The organism is Streptomyces sp. NPDC002643 (assembly GCF_053592555.1).
Map to the genome: position 1 here is coordinate 86,511 of NZ_JBSFVY010000009.1, position 17,197 is coordinate 103,707.

The 17,197-nt window shown below is 72.7% G+C and carries 16 protein-coding genes; 8 read left to right on the forward strand and 8 right to left on the reverse strand.

All coding sequences use genetic code 11. From position 1 onward, the window contains the following. Positions 1 to 10: 10 nt before the first annotated feature. Positions 11 to 1,423: an RtcB family protein gene (locus ACWD4G_RS15800; RefSeq protein WP_451293566.1), complete on the reverse strand. Its 1,413-nt coding sequence runs from the start codon at positions 1,421 to 1,423 to the stop codon at positions 11 to 13. Between the two features lie 197 nt (positions 1,424 to 1,620). Here ACWD4G_RS15800 and ACWD4G_RS15805 point away from each other — a divergent pair, with 197 nt between their 5' ends. Continuing rightward, positions 1,621 to 2,751 (forward strand): CapA family protein, encoded by a 1,131-nt coding sequence (locus ACWD4G_RS15805; RefSeq protein ID WP_451293568.1) that lies wholly within the window; start codon positions 1,621 to 1,623, stop codon positions 2,749 to 2,751. Then, the gene (locus tag ACWD4G_RS15810) at positions 2,748 to 3,455 is read left to right on the forward strand and encodes an MBL fold metallo-hydrolase (protein WP_451293570.1); all 708 of its coding nucleotides are present in this window, start codon (positions 2,748 to 2,750) and stop codon (positions 3,453 to 3,455) included. The genes ACWD4G_RS15805 and ACWD4G_RS15810 overlap by 4 nt, the downstream gene beginning before the upstream one ends. A 106-nt stretch (positions 3,456 to 3,561) precedes the next feature. Here the strand turns inward: ACWD4G_RS15810 and ACWD4G_RS15815 are convergent, their stop codons facing one another. Beyond that, positions 3,562 to 4,206, reverse strand: a complete 645-nt coding sequence (locus ACWD4G_RS15815) for a phosphoribosyltransferase (RefSeq protein WP_451293572.1) — start codon at positions 4,204 to 4,206, stop codon at positions 3,562 to 3,564. A 371-nt stretch (positions 4,207 to 4,577) separates the two neighbouring features. Here ACWD4G_RS15815 and tgmA point away from each other — a divergent pair, with 371 nt between their 5' ends. From tgmA to ACWD4G_RS15830, 3 genes are all read left to right on the forward strand, one after another. Then, positions 4,578 to 4,769: a putative ATP-grasp-modified RiPP gene (tgmA, locus tag ACWD4G_RS15820; RefSeq protein ID WP_451293574.1), complete on the forward strand. Its 192-nt coding sequence runs from the start codon at positions 4,578 to 4,580 to the stop codon at positions 4,767 to 4,769. Positions 4,770 to 4,785: 16 nt separating this feature from the next. Beyond that, positions 4,786 to 5,769 (forward strand): ATP-grasp ribosomal peptide maturase, encoded by a 984-nt coding sequence (tgmB, locus tag ACWD4G_RS15825; RefSeq protein ID WP_451293576.1) that lies wholly within the window; start codon positions 4,786 to 4,788, stop codon positions 5,767 to 5,769. 156 nt (positions 5,770 to 5,925) lie between these two features. Further along, the gene (locus ACWD4G_RS15830) at positions 5,926 to 6,675 is read left to right on the forward strand and encodes a maleylpyruvate isomerase family mycothiol-dependent enzyme (protein ID WP_451293578.1); all 750 of its coding nucleotides are present in this window, start codon (positions 5,926 to 5,928) and stop codon (positions 6,673 to 6,675) included. 90 nt (positions 6,676 to 6,765) lie between these two features. On the opposite strand, the gene ACWD4G_RS15835 is transcribed toward ACWD4G_RS15830, so the two are convergent. From ACWD4G_RS15835 to ACWD4G_RS15845, 3 genes are all read right to left on the reverse strand, one after another. Continuing rightward, on the reverse strand, positions 6,766 to 7,431 hold the full coding sequence (locus ACWD4G_RS15835; RefSeq protein ID WP_451293580.1) for a response regulator: 666 nt from the start codon (positions 7,429 to 7,431) through the stop codon (positions 6,766 to 6,768). Continuing rightward, a complete protein-coding gene (locus tag ACWD4G_RS15840) occupies positions 7,428 to 8,687 on the reverse strand; it encodes a sensor histidine kinase (protein WP_451293582.1) in 1,260 nt (419 codons plus the stop codon). The genes ACWD4G_RS15835 and ACWD4G_RS15840 overlap by 4 nt, the downstream gene beginning before the upstream one ends. A 103-nt stretch (positions 8,688 to 8,790) precedes the next feature. Next, on the reverse strand, positions 8,791 to 9,996 hold the full coding sequence (locus ACWD4G_RS15845) for a geranylgeranyl reductase family protein (RefSeq protein ID WP_451293584.1): 1,206 nt from the start codon (positions 9,994 to 9,996) through the stop codon (positions 8,791 to 8,793). Positions 9,997 to 10,176: 180 nt separating this feature from the next. On the opposite strand from ACWD4G_RS15845, the gene ACWD4G_RS15850 reads away from it, so the two are divergent. Further along, positions 10,177 to 11,535, forward strand: a complete 1,359-nt coding sequence (locus ACWD4G_RS15850; protein WP_451293585.1) for a M20/M25/M40 family metallo-hydrolase — start codon at positions 10,177 to 10,179, stop codon at positions 11,533 to 11,535. 14 nt (positions 11,536 to 11,549) lie between these two features. Here ACWD4G_RS15850 and ACWD4G_RS15855 read toward each other — a convergent pair whose 3' ends face one another. The 3 genes from ACWD4G_RS15855 to ACWD4G_RS15865 all read right to left on the reverse strand — a co-directional run bounded on the left by ACWD4G_RS15855 (position 11,550) and on the right by ACWD4G_RS15865 (position 15,019). Continuing rightward, positions 11,550 to 12,587: an NUDIX domain-containing protein gene (locus ACWD4G_RS15855; RefSeq protein ID WP_451293587.1), complete on the reverse strand. Its 1,038-nt coding sequence runs from the start codon at positions 12,585 to 12,587 to the stop codon at positions 11,550 to 11,552. Between the two features lie 165 nt (positions 12,588 to 12,752). Further along, positions 12,753 to 12,995, reverse strand: coding sequence for a hypothetical protein (locus tag ACWD4G_RS15860; RefSeq protein ID WP_451293588.1), 243 nt, complete (start codon positions 12,993 to 12,995; stop codon positions 12,753 to 12,755). 1,064 nt (positions 12,996 to 14,059) lie between these two features. Further along, on the reverse strand, positions 14,060 to 15,019 hold the full coding sequence (locus ACWD4G_RS15865) for an ROK family protein (protein WP_451293590.1): 960 nt from the start codon (positions 15,017 to 15,019) through the stop codon (positions 14,060 to 14,062). A 329-nt stretch (positions 15,020 to 15,348) separates the two neighbouring features. Between ACWD4G_RS15865 and ACWD4G_RS15870 the strand changes: the two genes are divergently transcribed. Both ACWD4G_RS15870 and ACWD4G_RS15875 read left to right on the forward strand, forming a co-directional pair. Beyond that, positions 15,349 to 16,398 (forward strand): LacI family DNA-binding transcriptional regulator, encoded by a 1,050-nt coding sequence (locus ACWD4G_RS15870; RefSeq protein WP_451293906.1) that lies wholly within the window; start codon positions 15,349 to 15,351, stop codon positions 16,396 to 16,398. Positions 16,399 to 16,401: 3 nt separating this feature from the next. Then, the gene (locus ACWD4G_RS15875) at positions 16,402 to 17,169 is read left to right on the forward strand and encodes a hypothetical protein (protein ID WP_451293592.1); all 768 of its coding nucleotides are present in this window, start codon (positions 16,402 to 16,404) and stop codon (positions 17,167 to 17,169) included. Positions 17,170 to 17,197: the final 28 nt, after the last annotated feature.

The following is a 17,197-nucleotide window of genomic DNA, read 5'->3' on the forward strand; positions in this document are numbered from 1 at the left end:
CGCCACCGGGTCAGCCCTTCACCACTCCGAGCGGGACCAGCCGGGCGACCGGGCGGCACAGGCCCGCGGCCTCGCTGGCCGCCACCACCTCACCGACGTCCTTGTACGCCTCCGGGGCCTCCTCCGCCAGGGCGCGCAGCGAACGGGGGCGCACGGCGACGCCCTCCGTCTCCAGCCGGTCCCGCAGCTCCTGCCCGCCTGTCGCCCGCGCGGCCCGGTGCCTGCTCATGACCCTGCCCGCGCCGTGGCAGGTGGAGAAGAACGCGTCACCTCCGACCACACCGACCAGGACGTATGAGGCGGTGCCCATGGTGCCGGGGATCAGGACCGGCTGGCCCACCTCGCGCAGATCGTCCGGCAGGTCGGGGTGCCCGGGCGGGAAGGCGCGGGTGGCGCCCTTGCGGTGCACGCACAGGCGGCGCCGGGCTCCGGCCACCGTATGGGTCTCGATCTTGGCGAGGTTGTGGGAGACGTCGTACACCAGCGACAGCCGTGTTCCGGTGGCGCGGCGGAAGACCCGGCGGGCCGCGTCCGACAGCAACTGGCGGTTGGCGCGGCCGTAGTTGGCCGCGGCGGCCATCGCCCCCAGATAGGCCCGCCCCTCGGGCGAGTCGACCGGAGTGCAGGCCAGCTGCCGGTCGGGCACGGTGATGCCGTAGCGGGACATGGCACGGTCCATGGCGCGGACGTGATCGGTGCAGATCTGGTGGCCGAGGCCGCGCGAACCACAGTGGATCATCACGCCCACCTGGTCGACGGCCAGCCCGAACGCGGCGGCGGCCGTGTCGTCGTACACCTCGTCGACCCGCTGGACCTCCAGGAAGTGATTGGCGGAACCCAGGCTGCCCACCTGGGCCAGCCCCCGCTCCCGCGCCCGCTGACTCACCTCGGTCACGTCGGCGTCGGCGACCGCCCCGCCGTCCTCGCACCTCCACAGGTCGCGTTCCTCGCCGTACCCCTCCCGCACGGCGTACCGGGAACCACCCCTGAGTATTCGCTCCAGTTGCCCGGGACCGGTCGGCTTCCACACGCCGCCGGGTCCCGCGCCGCGTGGGATCGACCGGTCCAGGCCGTCCATGATCGTCGGCAGTGCCGGTTGGAGGGTCCGCCGGTCGGTGTCCGCGACCAGCAGCCGAACGCCGCAGGAGATGTCGAAGCCGACGCCGCCGGGCGAGACGACACCGCCGTCGTCCACGGCGGTCGCGGCCACCCCGCCGATCGGGAAGCCGTAGCCCCAGTGGATGTCCGGCATGGCGTAGGAGGCGTCGACGATGCCGGGCAGTGTGGCCACGTTGGCGACCTGCTCAAGGGAGTGTTCGGCATCCCTCAGCAAGGACCGTGACGCGAACACCACCCCGGGCACCCGCATCTGCCCGCGCGGTTCGATACGGAAGCGGTGGGGACGTTCCTCGACGAGTTCCAAGGCGGCCTCCCGTGTCCGGCGTCGGCCTCCGGCGCCCCGGCGTCCGGCATCCGATGCCCCGGCTTCCGGCGTCCGACATCCGGCGTCCGGCGTCCGGCGTCCGGCGTCCGGCGTCCGGCGTCCGACATCCGCAGTACCCGCGTGGAGCGCTCCCTATCACCCGGGGGTGCCCCGGACGCACCTCCTAGTGTGGAGGTATGGCCGACGGCGTGGTGACGCTGTTCGTCTGTGGTGATGTGATGCTCGGGCGCGGTGTCGATCAGATCCTGGCGTGTCCCGGTGATCCCGCGCTGCGGGAGGACTACCTCCGGGACGCCCGGTCGTATGTGCGCCTGGCGGAGTCGGTCAACGGCCCGGTGCCCGCGCCGGTCGAACCGTCCTGGCCGTGGGGCGAGGCGCTGCGCTCGCTGGAGGTGGCCGCCCCGGACGTCCGGATCGTGAATCTGGAGACGGCCGTGACACGCGGTGGCGAGTTCGCGCCGGACAAGGCGGTCCACTACCGCATGCACCCGGCGAACCTGCCCGCGCTGGCCGTGGCCCGGCCCGACGTCTGCGTCCTGGCCAACAACCACGTGCTGGACTTCGGCCGCGCCGGGCTGGCGGAGACGCTGGACTCGCTGGCCCGCGCGGGTCTGCGGGCGGCGGGCGCGGGGCGGAACGCCGACGAGGCATGGGCTCCCGTGGCCCTCCCAGTCCCGTCCGGCGGCCGTGTTCTCGTCCTCGCCTTCGGAATGCCGTCCAGCGGCATCCCGGCCGGCTGGGCGGCGAGCGCCGACCGGTCCGGCGTCGCCCACGTTCCCGACCTGTCCCCCCGCGCGGCCGCCGCCGTGGTCCGGCGTGTACGGCAGGTGAAGCGGGCGGGCGACATCGCGGTCGTCTCCGTGCACTGGGGGAGCAACTGGGGCTATCACGTCTCGCGGGAGCAGTTCCGCTTCGCGCACGCCCTGGTGGACGGGGGTGTGGATGTCGTCCACGGGCACTCCTCGCACCACCCGCGCGCCGTCGAGTTGTACCGCGACCGGCTGATCCTCCATGGCTGCGGCGACTTCATCGACGACTACGAGGGCATCCCCGGCTACGAGAAGTACCGCGACGACCTCCGGATCGCCTACTACGTCACCGTGGCGACGGACACGGGACGGCTGACCGGCCTGCGCATGGTTGCACTGCGGGCCCGGCGGATGCGGCTGGAGCCCGCGCCGGACGAGGACCGCGCATGGCTGCGCGCCACCCTCGACCGTATCGGCGAGGGCACGCACATCACTCTGGAACCCGACGGAACGCTCTCCGCGACCCCGCATCCGAAAGCCGAGGGGGCCGACGCATGACCCGGTGGCTGCGGCTCACCCTGCTCGGCGTGGGCGCGATGAACTCGCCGCGGTTCGCCCCGGCGGGGCTGCTGCTGCGCTGCGCCGGCGAGCGCGCGGTCTTCGACGGCGGCCCCGGCGCCGAACCGCCGCCCGGTCCGCTCGCCGGCTGGCTGGTCACCGACGAGCACGCGGAGCTGAGATCCGCGCTGCGCCGGGACGCGGCCCTTCGGGGCGTCTCGATCCGGGCCGGTGATCTGGACCTCGGCGATGTCCGGGTGCGCTGCCACCCGGTGGTCCACACGTCCCATCCCACCTACGGCTACCGCATCGAGGCGCCCGGCCTGTCCGTGGTGTGGGCGCCGGAGTTCTGGGAGTTTCCGGCCTGGGCGGCAGAGGCGGACCTGATGTTCGCCGAAGCCGCGGCCTGGGGGCCGCCGATCCGGTTCCGGGGCGGCGTGGGCGGCCACGCCGGTGTGCGGACCGTCGCCGAGCAGGCCGTACGGCACGGTGTACGCCGGCTGGTTCTCGCCCATATCGGGCGGCCCTCCCTGCGTGCGTTCGACGCCGGTCCGAGGCCGGCGGTGGGCGAGTGGGGTGTCGAGGGCCGCACCTACTCTCTCCCCATCGCCACCCAACGCCGACCGCGCCCACGCCCACCCGCCGAGCCCGGCAGGGCCGGAGGCCGACCGGCCGGACACACGGGCGACCGCGTCACCGGGTGAGCTGGTGAGCTGGTGAGCTGGTGAGCTGGTGAGCTGGTGAGCTGGTGAGCTGGTGAGCTGGTGAGCTGGTGAGCTGGTGAGCTGGTGAGCGAGAGTCACGTCCCGCTCAGCGGCCGTCGCGCAGCGCTTCGAGCACATCGTCGTCCGTCAGCTGGGCGAAGTCCTCGTACCACTCGCCCACGGCCGCGAACGGAGTGGGCTGGTAGAGGCAGACCACGTCGTCGGCCTCCCGCCGGGTCAGGGCGACCGCCTCCCGCGAGCCGACCGGTACGGCCAGGACCACACGCTCGGGGGCGTGACGTCGTACGGAACGCAACGCGGCACGCGCCGTCACACCGGTCGCCAGTCCGTCGTCCACGACGATCACGGTCCGGCCACGCACCTCCGGCGCCGGCCGGCCCTGCCGGTAGCGCTCCTCCCGGCGGCGCAGTTCCTTGCGTTCCCGCCGCACCGTCCCGGCGAGCTCTGCCTCGCTCAGCCCCAGCCGGTCCAGGGTGTCCAGATCGAAGAGGGGATCGTCGTCGCCCGCGAGCGCGCCGATGCCGAACTCCTCGTGGAACGGCGCCCCGATCTTGCGCACGACAAGCACGTCCAGGTCGGCCTGAAGCCTCCGCGCGACCTCGCGGGCGACCGGGATTCCGCCACGGGGCAGGGCGAGGACGACGGGATGCGAAAGGGCCCCCTTCTCCTGCTCGATCCGAAGCCGTTCCGCCAGCTCCTGACCCGCCTGCTCGCGGTCACGGAACTGCATGCGCCTCTTCTTCCTCTTCTTCCTCTTCTTCCTCTTCTTCCTTCCGGCACCGGCAAGCGGTGACGTGCCTTTCAGGCTCCGCGAGTACCCCCAGGGGCGCCACCCATACCTGTGCCCCCACCGGCTTTCCCTCGCACCACGGGGTTCGCCCGCTTCGTCGGACGCGTTCGACACTCGCCACACCCCGAAATGACCACTCACCGTCGTCCGATACAAGCACCCGGTACAAGGCGATCGGCCCCCGACAACATGAGGCAACCATTCAGTCGTTCGATTCGTATAACTCCCTGGAGGCACAGCGACCCGGCCGAACAGAGTGCGGCCGGAGCGTCACCATCCGTTTTCCGGATGGTCCCGAACAAGGAGAAACGATGCGACTGTTCGTGCTCAACTACGCTCGCACGACTGAGCAGTTGGAGTTCAGCGCTCCGTACACCTATGACTCCGGCCTGCAGTTGAACGTGCTCGCCGACGGACGAATAGCGGCCCATGACCAGGCTCTGATGCGGGAATTGGGGGCGACCACGTCAACGGCGGGCTCGAAGACCCATTTCGACGACTGAACGCGGAACCGCGACGATGACGGTGCTGATCCTGACGTGCGAACAGGATGTGACGGCGGACCTGGTGGTGGCCCAGCTCAACGTCACCGGCGTACCGGTGGTCCGGCTGGACCCCGCCGATCTGCCCGGCGGGGTCTCACTCTCCGGCGAGTACGTGCAGGGCGCCTTCCACGGACATCTGTCCGCCGGGGGGCGTCTGGTCAGCATGAGCGGACTGCGGTCCATCTGGCTGCGCCGGCCGGGCACCCCGGCCGGCCATGTCGCCGAGCCCTCCCCCTGGCTCACCGAGGAGACCTCGCAGGCCCTGTACGGCATGCTGCGCGGCACGACCGCCCGTTGGATGAACGACCCCGACGCGGCCCGGCGGGCCCGGCACAAGCCCTGGCAGCTCCGGCACGCCCAGCGCTGCGGGCTGCCCGTGCCGGCCACGCTGATCACCACGTTCCCGCAGGCCGCCCGCGACTTCTCCGAGCGCTTCCCCGACCTGGTGGTGAAGCCGATCTCCGGCACCCATCCGCAGGAGCCGCCGAGGACGGTTCCGACCAGCCGTATCGCGCCCGGCACGGACTTCGCCGCCGTCGCCTTCGGTCCGACGCTGCTGCAACGCCGTATCGACAAGACCGCCGACATACGCCTCACCGTCGTCGGCGACCGTATGCTGGCCGCCCGCAAGGCGGTTCCTCCGGACGCCCACCCCGACGAGGTCGATGTCCGCTACACCGCCTCGGGCCTGCCCTGGACCCCGGTCGACGTCCCCGACGTCATCGCCCCGGCCGTGCGCGCCTATCTCCGGGGCGCCGAACTCGCCTACGGTGCCTTCGACTTCGTCGAGGACTCCGACGGTGTCTGGTGGTTCCTTGAGTGCAACCAGTCCGGTCAGTTCGGCTTCGTGGAAATGGACACCGGCCAACCGATCGCCCGCAGCGTCGCCGAGTGGCTGACACGTGACGACGAGGCGCCGGAGGAACACCACGACAGCCGTGTGAGGACGGCTCCCTGACAGTGTGAAAGACGGAGGTCGCGCCCCGCCGGTTGCTCCGGCCGGGCCGCCTCTTCGGCCCCCGCGCGGCCGACCTCCCCTTCCGCACACCGCCCTTCCCCCTGCCCCGGCGGAAATGGGCCGCTTCGAGCCCGCTCCATCCGGCAGACTCGCCCCATGGAGACTGCCGAGCACATTCGGACGCTGGACGACGAGGGGCTGCTGCTGGCCAAGGCGGCCCGGGAGGCGGGCGCCGATGCCGAGGTGCCGACCTGCCCGGGGTGGCGCGTACGGGATCTGCTGCGGCACATCGGGACGGTCCACCGGTGGGCCACGGCCTTCGTCGCCGAGGGACACACCTCGCCCCGGGGGCCCCTGCCCGAACCCGATCTGGACGGTGCCGCGCTCCTGACCTGGTTCGAGGAGGGCCACCGCCGGCTCGTCGACACCCTGCGCGCCGCCCCCGCCGACCTCGACTGCTGGGCCTTCCTGCCCGCGCCCTCCCCGTCCGCCTTCTGGGCCCGCCGCCAGGCCCATGAGACGACCGTCCACCGCGTCGACGCCGAGTCCGCGCGCGGCGGCACACCGATCGAGCCCTCGGTGGACTTCGCGGTCGACGGCATCGACGAGTTGCTGCTCGCCTTTCACGCCCGCGACAAGAGTCGGGTACGCACCGACCAGCCGCGCGTCCTGCGGGTACGGGCCACGGACACGGACGCCGTCTGGACCGTACGGCTGTCGTCGGAGCCTCCCGTGGCCGAGCGCACCGAGCACCTCGCCCCGGCCGACACCCCGGACGCGCACTGCGAGATCACGGGCCCGGCATCCCGGCTCTACCTCTCCCTCTGGAACCGCGCACCGTTCCCGACCGTCACCGGCGACTCCGCCCTGGCCGACCTGTGGCGGGAGAACTCGGCGATCGTCTGAGCTGACCGAAGAGGAGCCGTTCGAAAAGGGGCCAGCCGCAGAGGGGCCGACGAAAAGGCCGGCCGCTGCCCGGGCCCGCCCCTCCCCGTCTCATCCCAGCCACCCCGGCCGGACCAGACCCGACTCATAGGCGAGGACGACGAGTTGGGCCCGGTCCCGGGCGCCCAGTTTGACCATCGTGCGGCTGACGTGGGTCTTGGCGGTGAGCGGGCTGACGACGAGGCGGCGGGCGATCTCGTCGTTGGTGAGCCCGATCCCGACGAGGGCCATCACCTCCCGTTCCCGCTCGGTGAGTTCGGCGAGGGAGGCCATGGTGGCGGGCTCCTTGGAACGGGCCGCGAACTCGGAGATCAGCCGCCGGGTGACACCGGGCGAGAGCAGGGCGTCCCCCTCGACAACCGCCCTGACGGCACGCACGAGTTCCTCGGGCTCGGTGTCCTTGACCAGGAAGCCCGAGGCACCGGAGCGAATCGCCTCGAAGACGTACTCGTCGAGTTCGAAGGTGGTCAGCATGACGACCTTGACGTCTTCGAGTCCGCTGTCGTCGGTGATGCGCCGGGTCGCGGCGAGGCCGTCGAGGACGGGCATGCGGATGTCCATCAGGACGACATCGGGGCGCAGTTCGCGCACCCTGCGCAGCGCCTCCTCACCGTCGGCGGCCTCCCCGGCCACCTCGATGTCGGGCTGGGCGTCGAGCAGCGCCTTGAACCCCGCCCTCACCAAGGACTGGTCGTCGGCGAGCAGTACGCGGATCACCGGTCCTCCTCGACCTCACGGGGCGCCCGCACCGGCAGTACGGCGAGCACCCGGAACCCTCCGTCGTCGCGCGGGCCCGCCTCGATGGTGCCACCCAGCGCGGCGGCCCGCTCCCGCATCCCCATGAGCCCGCTGCCGCTGCCGCCCGCGTCGGTGCCGGTCGCGGGCCCGTCGTCGTCGATCCTCAGCCGCAGCTCTCCACCCCCGCGTTCGAGCCGCACACGCGCGTGCCTCGACCCCGAGTGCCGTACGACGTTGGTGAGGGCCTCCTGGACGATACGGAAGGCGGCCAGATCGGTGCCCGGCGGCAGCGTGGGAGCCTCGCCCTCCACCTCGACGGTCAGCCCGGCATCCGCCGCCTGCTCGACCAGCTCGGGCAGCCGGGCCAGCCCCGGGGCGGGGGCGCGCGGGGCGTCACCGGGGGTGCGGAGGGTGTCGAGCACCTGTCTGACCTCGCCCAGTGCCTCCTTGCTGGCCGCCTTGATGGTGGTGAGGGCGGTGCGGGCCTGATCCGGGTCGGAGTCGAGGAGGGCCAGGCCGACGCCCGCCTGGATGTTGATCACCGAGATGCTGTGGGCGAGGACGTCGTGCAGTTCGCGGGCGATGCGAAGCCGCTCCTCGTCCTCACGCCGACGGGCCGCCTGTGCGCGCTCGGCCCGCTCCCGGGCCCACTGCTCGCGCCGGGCGCGGGCCACCTCGGACAGGGCGAGGATCGCGACACCCCAGGTCACGACGGCGACCTCCTGCCCCCAACCCGCCGCGTCGTCCCCGCTCGGCGGCAGCCACCGGTACAACCAGTGCGCCACCAGCACATGCCCCACCCACAGGGCGCCCATCGCCGTCCAGGCCGCCCTGCGATGCCCGGCGACGATCGCGCTGAAGCAGCCCAGGGCGACCGTGAGGAACACCGGCCCGTACGGATACCCGGCGCCCAGATACACCATGGCGGTCGCGGCGGCGCCGAACGCCACGAGCACCGGCTGCCGCCACCGCCACAGCAGCATGAGGCCACCGATGAGGAGGAGGACACGCGCGAAGGGGTCCAGGTCGGCGCGCTCACCCTTCTGGAAACCGGCGGCGGCGTTCGAACCGACCATCACGAACACCGTGAACGCGAGAGTGGACACCCAGGGCCAACCGGGGCGCGCCCCATCGCCCTCCGACTGCTGCCACCACGGCGGCGCCCCATGCCACCGCCGCCAGGGCGGCCCACCCCACATCGGGGGGCCACCCGCCCGAACGCCCTGTTCTCCCATGCCCGCCACGCTAGACGCCCGGCCACGTCACCCGCGTCACCCCAGCGGGGTCATCACGCGTACTCCCTGCGGGGTACGCCATCCGTGGCGGCCATGCGGCGCCCTACTTGTCGAACGCCGTCAGCACCCGCTGAGCCATGGGATGCGAGCGGACGATCTCGCCCAGGGACGTCGAACCCCGGGTGATGTCCACGAAGGCACGCCAGGCGGGCCGGAAGCCGGTGAGGGCCGCGTGGAAGAGACCGGGGCGGCGCTCGAAGGCCTTCAGCAGCCGTTTGCCGACGGCCATCTCGACACCGAGCCCTGCCTTGACGGCGAACGCGTAGTTCAGGGCCTGCCGACGGGTGTCGACGGCGTCATGGGCCTCGGCGATCCGCACCGCCCACTCCCCCGCGAGCCGCCCCGAGCGCAGCGCGAAGGAGATGCCCTCACGGGTCCACGGTTCCAGCAGCCCCGCCGCGTCCCCGCACACCAGCACCCGCCCACGCGAGAGCGGGGAGTCGTCGGCGCGGCAACGGGTCAAGTGCCCGGAGGAGATGCTCGGTTCGAACCCGGCGAGGCCGAGCCGTCCGATGAAGTCCTCCAAGTACCGCTTGGTGGCGGCGCCTTCACCACGTGCGGAGATGACCCCCACGGTCAGAGTGCCGCCCTTGGGGAAGACCCAGCCGTAACTGCCGGGCATGGGGCCCCAGTCGATGAGGACGCGGCCCTTCCAGTCCTCGGCGACGGTCTCGGGGACGGGGATCTCGGCCTCCAGACCGAGGTCGACCTGTTCGAGCTTCACCCCGACATGGGCCCCTATACGGCTGGCGCTGCCGTCCGCGCCGACGACGGCCCGCGCGAGCAGCGTCTCGCCGCTCTGCAGCACGACGGCGACCGTGCGCCGGTCGGGGACGGCGGAACCGTGCTGTTCGACCCGCGTGACCGTGACGCCCGTACGCAGTTCGGCGCCCGCCTTCTGCGCGTGCTCGACGAGTTGCTGGTCGAACTCGGGCCGGTTGATCAGCCCGAACAGCATCTGCTTGGACTTGCGCGTCCGGGCGTAGCGGCCGTCGAGGGAGAAGGTGACGGCGTGGATGCGGTCCTTGAAGGGCAGTTCGAAGCCGGGCGGCAGCGCGTCGCGCGAGGGGCCGATGATGCCGCCGCCGCAGGTCTTGTACCGGGGCAGCTCGGCCTTCTCCAGCATCAGGACGCTCCGTCCCGCGACCGCCGCCGCGTACGCGGCCGAAGCCCCGGCGGGCCCCGCGCCCACCACGACGACGTCCCACACCCGCTGCACGTCGTCCGCCGAAGAGTTCTCGCTGCTCACGATGGTCTACTGCTCCCGATCCAGCCGCCTGCCGCACCTGTCCCACGCATCCTACGGCGGCCGTCCACGAGGACCGCTGTGGGAGGATCGGCAGCGCGTGCGCCCTACACCGACACACCGGGTCCGTGCGTACGCGCCCCTACCCAGCAGGACAACGTCGCACCCACGAGGAGCGTGCCCATGTCGTCGAACCCGGTCGCCGAGACCGTCGCCTCGCTGATGCCCAGGGCGAGGCGGGAGCTGACCGAGTTGGTGGCCTTCAAGTCGGTGGCGGACTTCGACCAGTTCCCGAGGAGCGAGAGCGAGGGCGCCGCGAACTGGGTCGCCGACGCGCTGCGCGCCGAGGGTTTCCAGGACGTGGCCCTGCTCGACACCCCGGACGGAACCCAGTCCGTGTACGGGTACCTGCCGGGCCCCGAGGGTGCGAAGACGGTCCTGCTCTACGCCCACTACGACGTGCAGCCGCCGCTGGACGAGACGGCGTGGCTGTCGCCGCCGTTCGAGCTGACCGAGCGCGACGGCCGCTGGTACGGGCGCGGCGCGGCCGACTGCAAGGGCGGCGTGATCATGCATCTGCTGGCGTTGCGCGCGCTGAAGGCGAACGGCGGGGTGCCGGTCCACATCAAGGTGATCGCCGAGGGCTCGGAGGAGATGGGCACCGGCGGCCTCCAGCAGTACGCCGAGCGCCACCCCGAACTGCTGGCCGCCGACACGATCGTCATAGGCGACGCGGGCAACTTCCGTGCCGGGCTGCCGACGGTCACCTCCTCCCTGCGCGGCATGATCCTGATGCGGGTCCGCGTCGACGCGCTCGAAGGCAATCTGCACTCGGGCCAGTTCGGCGGCGCCGCCCCCGACGCGCTGGCCGCGCTGATCCGCGTACTGGACTCGCTGCGCGCCGAGGACGGTTCGACGACGGTCGACGGTCTGGCGAACGACGGGACCTGGGACGGACTGGCCTACGACGACGAGCAGTTCCGCCGGGACGCCAAGGTGCTCGACGGCGTGGAACTGGTCGGCGCCGACACGATCGCCGACCGCCTCTGGGCCCGCCCCGCCGCGACCGTCCTCGGCATCGACGCCCCGCCCGTGGTCGGCGCGACCCCCTCGATCCAGGCGAGCGCCCGCGCCCTGGTCGGACTGCGGGTCCCGCCGGGCACGGACGTCACGGAGGGCGTCAAGCTGCTCGAAGCCCACCTGGTGGCCCACACCCCGTGGGGTGCCCGGGTGAGCTGCGAGCCGATCGGCCACGGCCAGCCGTTCCGCGCCGACACGAGCAGCCCGGCGTACGAGGCGATGGCCGCCGCCATGGCCGTGGCCTACCCCGGCCGTCAGATGCAGTCCGCGGGCCACGGCGGCTCGATCCCCCTGTGCAACGCCCTCGCCGCCCTCTACCCGGCCGCCGAGATCCTCCTCATCGGCCTCAGCGAGCCGGAGGCCCAGATCCACGCGGTCAACGAGAGCGTGTCACCGGAGGAGCTGGAGCGGATGGCGGTCACGGAGGCGCTGTTCCTGCGCAATTACGCGGCGTCCCGCTAGGGTCTGTCTCGCCGTCACACCGGCACCCCGGCCTCCAGGTACAGCGCGGCGCCCCTCTCCCGGGCCCGCAACGCCCACCGCAGCCGCTCGAACCGGACCGGCGGCAGCAGATCGGCGGCCTCCTCCTCGGTGACGAAGCGCCAGCCGCGCAACTCGGGGCCGGGCAGTACGGGCCGCTGCGCCCCCGCCGTGTCGAGGCGCCCCCCGTCGAAGAGGAACCGCAGTCCCCCGTAGCCGGGGGGCGCGGGCGGCTCCCAGTCGACGACCAGCAGCCGGGGTACGGCCTCCAGCCGTATCCCGGTCTCCTCGACGACCTCCCGCATCCCCGCGCGGGCGGGCGCCTCACCGGCCTCCACGACGCCGCCGGGGAACTCCCACCCGGCCTTGTACGTCGGATCGACGAGCAGCACCCGGTCCTGTTCGTCGAACAACAACACCCCCGCCGCCACGGTCTCGGCCGTCGGCTCGGGGGTCTGCACGATGTCGCACGCGGGTACGTCCCCGTCGCGTACGGCGTCGGCGATCCGCCGTGCGGTCTCGTACGGGGTGAGGGCGCTGGTGTCGACGAGGTGGGCGTCGGCGGTGAGCCAGCCGCTCAGGGCGGCGCGGTAGGGGGCGATGTGGTCGTACGCCCATTGACGCAGCCGCATCTCGCCGTCGGGGAGGTCCGGCGGAATCTCCCGGTCGGCTATTCGCTCCCGCAGTATCGTTTCGGCCGGAGCGAGGAGCAGATGTTTGACGGTGATGCGGCGGGCGGCCAGGCCGCCGAAGATCTCGTCGCGGTACTCCTGGCGGAGCAGGGTCATGGGGACCACGAGGATTCCGCCCAGCTCGGCGAGCAGGGCGGCGGCGGTGTCGATCACGAGCCGTCGCCAGCTCGGCAGGTCCTGGAAGTCGCCGACCTCGGCGAGGCGTTTGGCCGGCAGCATGTGTGTCAGTGCGCCGCCTATGACCTCGGGGTCGAAGAGCGTGCTGTTCGGGATCAGTTCGATCAGTTCCCGTGCGGTTGTCGTCTTTCCCGCACCGAACGCACCGTTGATCCAGACGATCACGGTTCCCCCTCTTCTGTTGGCCCCCTGAGGCTTGCCCTCCACTCTGCTGCGGAAACCAGCCGCCGCCGAGGAGTCGAAAGAGACACGGCGGGTCCCCCACCGAGTGGGGAACCCGCCGCTGTGACGGAGGAGACGGGTGAGAAATCAGCCGTCTTACAGGGCCCGTCAGCCCTCCGTGCCGCCCTTACCCTTCTGCCCGTTCCCACCGAGGGCGTCGTCGCCGAGCGAGAGGCTGTCACTGGCGACCGTCTTGCCGACGGTACCGAGGGTGCCCTCGACATCGAGTTTGCTGAGCCCGTCGGTCTTGCCGAGTGTGTCCGCGGCCTCGGCACCGTGCGACGGCGTGATGGCCGCGACGACGAACCCGGTGGCGAGGGAGGCGATGGCGAGCATGCTGCGCTTCTTCATGCCCCGCTCAACGCCAAAACGGCACGGGGGGTCACGGCCGCATTCCAGCCCCGGCCCCGGGTGGGCCCGGGGTGCCCCGGCTCGGCGCACCACCACCGGAGCGGTCCGGCGGGCGCAGGCGGCGGCGGACGTGGCCGGGTACGGCTCCAGCGAAACGGCCCGACCGGCTCGGCATGGCCGGAAGGCAGCCCGGCGTGGCCAGGGGTGGGCCATGCGACCCGTGCGGCCGGGGTACCCCGACCCGTCACCACCAGAGCCGCCCAGCGAGGGGCAGACAGAGGCCGACGAGGCCGGTACGGCCTCGGCCAAGCCGCCCGACCGGCCCGGGCGTGGCCGCCACGGCCGGGCTGACCCGACCCGATCGCCGCCGAAACAGCCCGGTGAGGGGCAAACAGCGGCCCACAAAGCCAGTACCACCCCGGCCAAGCAAACCCAACCGACCCGGGCGTGGCCGACACGGCCGGGGTGGCCCGCCCCCCCCCGAAGCTGCCCGGCGAGGGCAGACAGCGGTCGACAGGCCGGTTCGACCCCAGCGAAGCCGCGCGACCGGCCAGGCAGGGCCGTGGGGTGGCCCGGCACGGCCGGGGTCGCCGGGGGTGGCCCGGCACAGCCGTGGTGGCCCGGTCCGTCACCACTGGAGCAGCCGGGCAAGGGAAGGCCGAGCCCGACGCGGCCGGTACGACCCCTGCCAAGCCGCCCCCGGCAGGCCGGGAGGGAACCCGGCGCGGCCTGGCTACCCGGCCCCGTCACGCCGGAGCAGCCCGGCGAGGGAAGGCGGAGCCATGACCGTTCGGCCTCAGCCAAGCCGTCCGACCGGCTCGGCGTGACCCCCCCGTGTGACGCCCCACCGTCCCGCGTCAACGGCCTGGCCCGGGGTGGCCCCTCATGCCCGGCGGGGGGACGAACGGAGCCCGGCCCCGGCCAAGCCGCCCAACCGGCTCTGCGTGGCCGGGGTAGCCCGGTGGCCAGCACGCCCCGAAGCGGTCCCGTCTGCCCGGGTCGGCCCCGTGACGACAGCGTCCGTCGGCGTACCGGTCGGACCAGCTCCGCCCCGGCACCCGCCCCTATCCCACCCCCGCCACCGGCGCGGTGCCCGAGCGGCCGGCGAGGGCCGCGGCCGCTGCTCCGACCAGACCCGCGTCCGTGCCCATCACGGCTGGCGCGATCGTCAGGTGCTGGACGAAGGACAAGGTCGCGTAGTCCTTGAGGGCGGTGCGGAGGGGGGCGAAGAGGGTGTCGCCGGCGCCTGCCACTCCGCCCCCGATGACCGCGATGTCGATCTCGACGAGTGTGGCGGTGGCCGCGATGCCGGCGGCGAGGGCCTGGGCGGCGCGTTCGAAGGAGGCGACGGCGATGGGGTCGCCGGACTGCGCGGCGGCGGCGACCGCGGCGGCGGAGGTGTCGCCGTCGGGGCCGGGCCGCCAGCCGTTCTCCAGGGCGCGGCGGGCGATGTTGGGCCCGCTGGCGATGCGCTCGACGCAGCCGCGCGCACCGCACGGGCAGGGGTCGCCGTCGAGGTCGACGCTGATGTGCCCGATGTGCCCGGCGTTTCCGGTGGGACCGGCGTGCAGCTTGCCGCCGAGGACGAGCCCACCGCCGACGCCGGTCGAGACGACCATGCACAGCGCGTTGTCGTGGCCCCGGGCGGCGCCCTGCCAGTGCTCGGCGGCCGTGATGGCCACCCCGTCGCCGATCAGTTCGACGGGCAGCCCACCGGTCGCCTCACGGACCCGCTCGACCAGGGGGAAGCCACGCCAGCCGGGGACGTTCACCGGGCTCACCGTGCCGGCGGAGGCGTCCACGGGGCCCGCGCTGCCGATGCCGACGGCGGTGGCCCCGTTCCACTGCGGGGCGGCGGTCAGCTCGCCCAGGACGTCCGCGACGGCGCCCATCACGGTGTCGCCGTCCTCCCGCGCCGGTGTCGGGCGCTGCGCCCGCACCACGATCCGGCCGTGGCCGTCCACCAGCGCCCCGGCGATCTTGGTGCCGCCGATGTCGAGCGCGGCCACGAGGTCGGTCTGCATCAGTGTCGTTCTCCCGCTGCGAGTCTCCGGACGGGCACCGGAAACCCCCGGCACCCGGATCTCCGGCCGGAAAAACCGGCAGCACGACGCTCGCCTGGTGGGGGGCGCCGGCCGGAGAATGCAATAGACAGTCTCCCCCGGCCGTGACAACGTTGTCCAGGTTCTATGCTCGACGCCACATCCCCAACAGCCCCATGGATTCGACGCGGCACCACGGGAAACACCCGTGGACGACAGGTGAGAAATCCCGTGAACAGCGGGCGGGACCGCTCGTGCCCGACGGGCGGGAACCCCGTGGACAAGTGGACAACAGGACAGGACAGCGCATCGTGCCGGAGACCGCCCGCAGCATCGCCCGCCGCCCCGAGAGCCGTTACGGCAACCGTCCCACCATGAAGGACGTCGCCGCCCGGGCCGGAGTGGGCCTGAAGACGGTCTCCCGGGTGGTGAACGGCGAGCCGGGTGTCACGCCCGACACCGAGCGCCGCGTCCAGGAGGCCATCGAGGCGCTGGGCTTCCGCCGCAACGACAGCGCGCGCGTGCTCCGCAAGGGCAGCACCGCCAGCATCGGCCTGGTCCTCGAAGATCTCGCCGACCCCTTCTACGGCCCGCTCAGCCGGGCGGTGGAGGAGGTGTCCCGCGCGCACGGCTCGCTGCTGATCAACGGGTCCAGCGCCGAGGACCCCGACCGCGAGCAGGAGTTGGCGCTCGCGCTCTGCGCCCGTCGGGTCGACGGGCTGGTGATCATCCCCGCCGGTGACGACCACCGCTATCTGGAGCCCGAGATCAGAGCGGGCGTGGCCACGGTGTTCGTGGACCGCCCCGCCGGGCGGATCGACGCCGACGTCGTACTGTCGGACAGCTTCGGCGGGGCCCGCGACGGCGTCGCCCATCTCATCGCCCACGGCCACCGCCGGATCGGCTTCATCGGCGACATGCCCCGTATCCACACCGCCGCCGAGCGACTGCGCGGCTATCGGGCGGCCATGGAGGACGCGGGGATAACGATCGAGGAGAACTGGATGTCCCTGGGTGTCACCGACCCCGAGCGGGTGCGCGGGGCCGCCGAGGAGATGCTGTCCGGTCCGGCGCCCGTGACCGCCGTGTTCACGGGCAACAACCGGGTGACGGTCACCGTCGTCCGGGTCCTCGCCGAGCACACGCGCCGGGTCGCCCTGGTCGGCTTCGACGACTTCGAGCTGGCCGATCTGCTGCGGCCGGGCGTGACCGTGGTCGCCCAGGACGCGGCACGGCTGGGGCGGACGGCCGCCGAACGGCTCTTCCAGCAGCTGGACGGCTCCCTCGTCGCGCCGGAGCGCATCGAACTGCCGACCCGTCTGATCGCCCGGGGCTCCGGCGAACTCCCGCCCGCGGACTGACCGTTGACCCACTCCGACCCCCATACCCTCGAAGCGCTCGGCCTCGCCGTGGCACCCCGCGAGGACCCGCTCAGCTATCCGGGCGGGCGGCCACCGCGCTCGGCCCTCCTCGACGGCAACCGACTGCTGCCGCTGGACACGCTCACGTACGACGACCGCGTCCCCGTCCTCTCCGTCGGCTCCAACGCCTGCCCCGCGCAGCTGGTGCACAAGATGGCCGAGCACGGTGTGGAGTGCCGTATCCCCATGGTCAAGGCGAGGGTCACCGGCATCGCCGTCGGCGTCTCGGCCCATGTCAGCCTGCTCGGCTATATGTCCGCCTCGCCCTTCCACTCCCCCGGCACCACCAGCGAGTTGTTCATCACCTGGCTCGACGAGGCCCAGCTCGCCGTCGTCGACACCAGCGAGGGCGCCGACTCACCCACCGGCAACTTCCATCGCGCCGCCCTCCCCGCCGGCGACTTCCGCGTCGAGCTGGAGTCGGGCGAGGTCCTCGACACCGCCTGGCTCTACGTCAACCGCTGGGGCGTCCTCCACAACGGCGGCCCCGGCCCCCGTACCCACCCCGGTCGACAGCGGCCCCTCATCACCGAGTTGCTCGCCGCCTCGGCCGAACTGCGGGAGCTGTTCGGCACGACCCCGGACGAGTTCTGCGCCCGGGCGCGCGGGAATCGGGCGCTGTGTGTCCGGGGGCGGGAGCTGTTCGCCGAGCAGCGGTGGACGACGGTGTCGGGCCTGGAGCAGTACACACGGCCGCACCCGCGGTCGTAGGCGGCGGGGAAGACAGCCCCCGCGGGCT

Excerpts from the sequence above, each read along its gene's own strand:
- ACWD4G_RS15805 (WP_451293568.1), top strand. The coding sequence starts at position 1,621 with ATGGCCGACGGCGTGGTGACGCTGTTCGTCTGTGGTGATGTGATGCTC.
- ACWD4G_RS15810 (WP_451293570.1), top strand. The coding sequence starts at position 2,748 with ATGACCCGGTGGCTGCGGCTCACCCTGCTCGGCGTGGGCGCGATGAAC.
- ACWD4G_RS15815 (WP_451293572.1), bottom strand. The coding sequence starts at position 4,206 with ATGCAGTTCCGTGACCGCGAGCAGGCGGGTCAGGAGCTGGCGGAACGG.
- tgmA (WP_451293574.1), top strand. The coding sequence starts at position 4,578 with ATGCGACTGTTCGTGCTCAACTACGCTCGCACGACTGAGCAGTTGGAG.
- tgmB (WP_451293576.1), top strand. The coding sequence starts at position 4,786 with ATGACGGTGCTGATCCTGACGTGCGAACAGGATGTGACGGCGGACCTG.
- ACWD4G_RS15830 (WP_451293578.1), top strand. The coding sequence starts at position 5,926 with ATGGAGACTGCCGAGCACATTCGGACGCTGGACGACGAGGGGCTGCTG.
- ACWD4G_RS15840 (WP_451293582.1), bottom strand. The coding sequence starts at position 8,687 with ATGGGAGAACAGGGCGTTCGGGCGGGTGGCCCCCCGATGTGGGGTGGG.
- ACWD4G_RS15850 (WP_451293585.1), top strand. The coding sequence starts at position 10,177 with ATGTCGTCGAACCCGGTCGCCGAGACCGTCGCCTCGCTGATGCCCAGG.
- ACWD4G_RS15860 (WP_451293588.1), bottom strand. The coding sequence starts at position 12,995 with ATGAAGAAGCGCAGCATGCTCGCCATCGCCTCCCTCGCCACCGGGTTC.
- ACWD4G_RS15865 (WP_451293590.1), bottom strand. The coding sequence starts at position 15,019 with ATGCAGACCGACCTCGTGGCCGCGCTCGACATCGGCGGCACCAAGATC.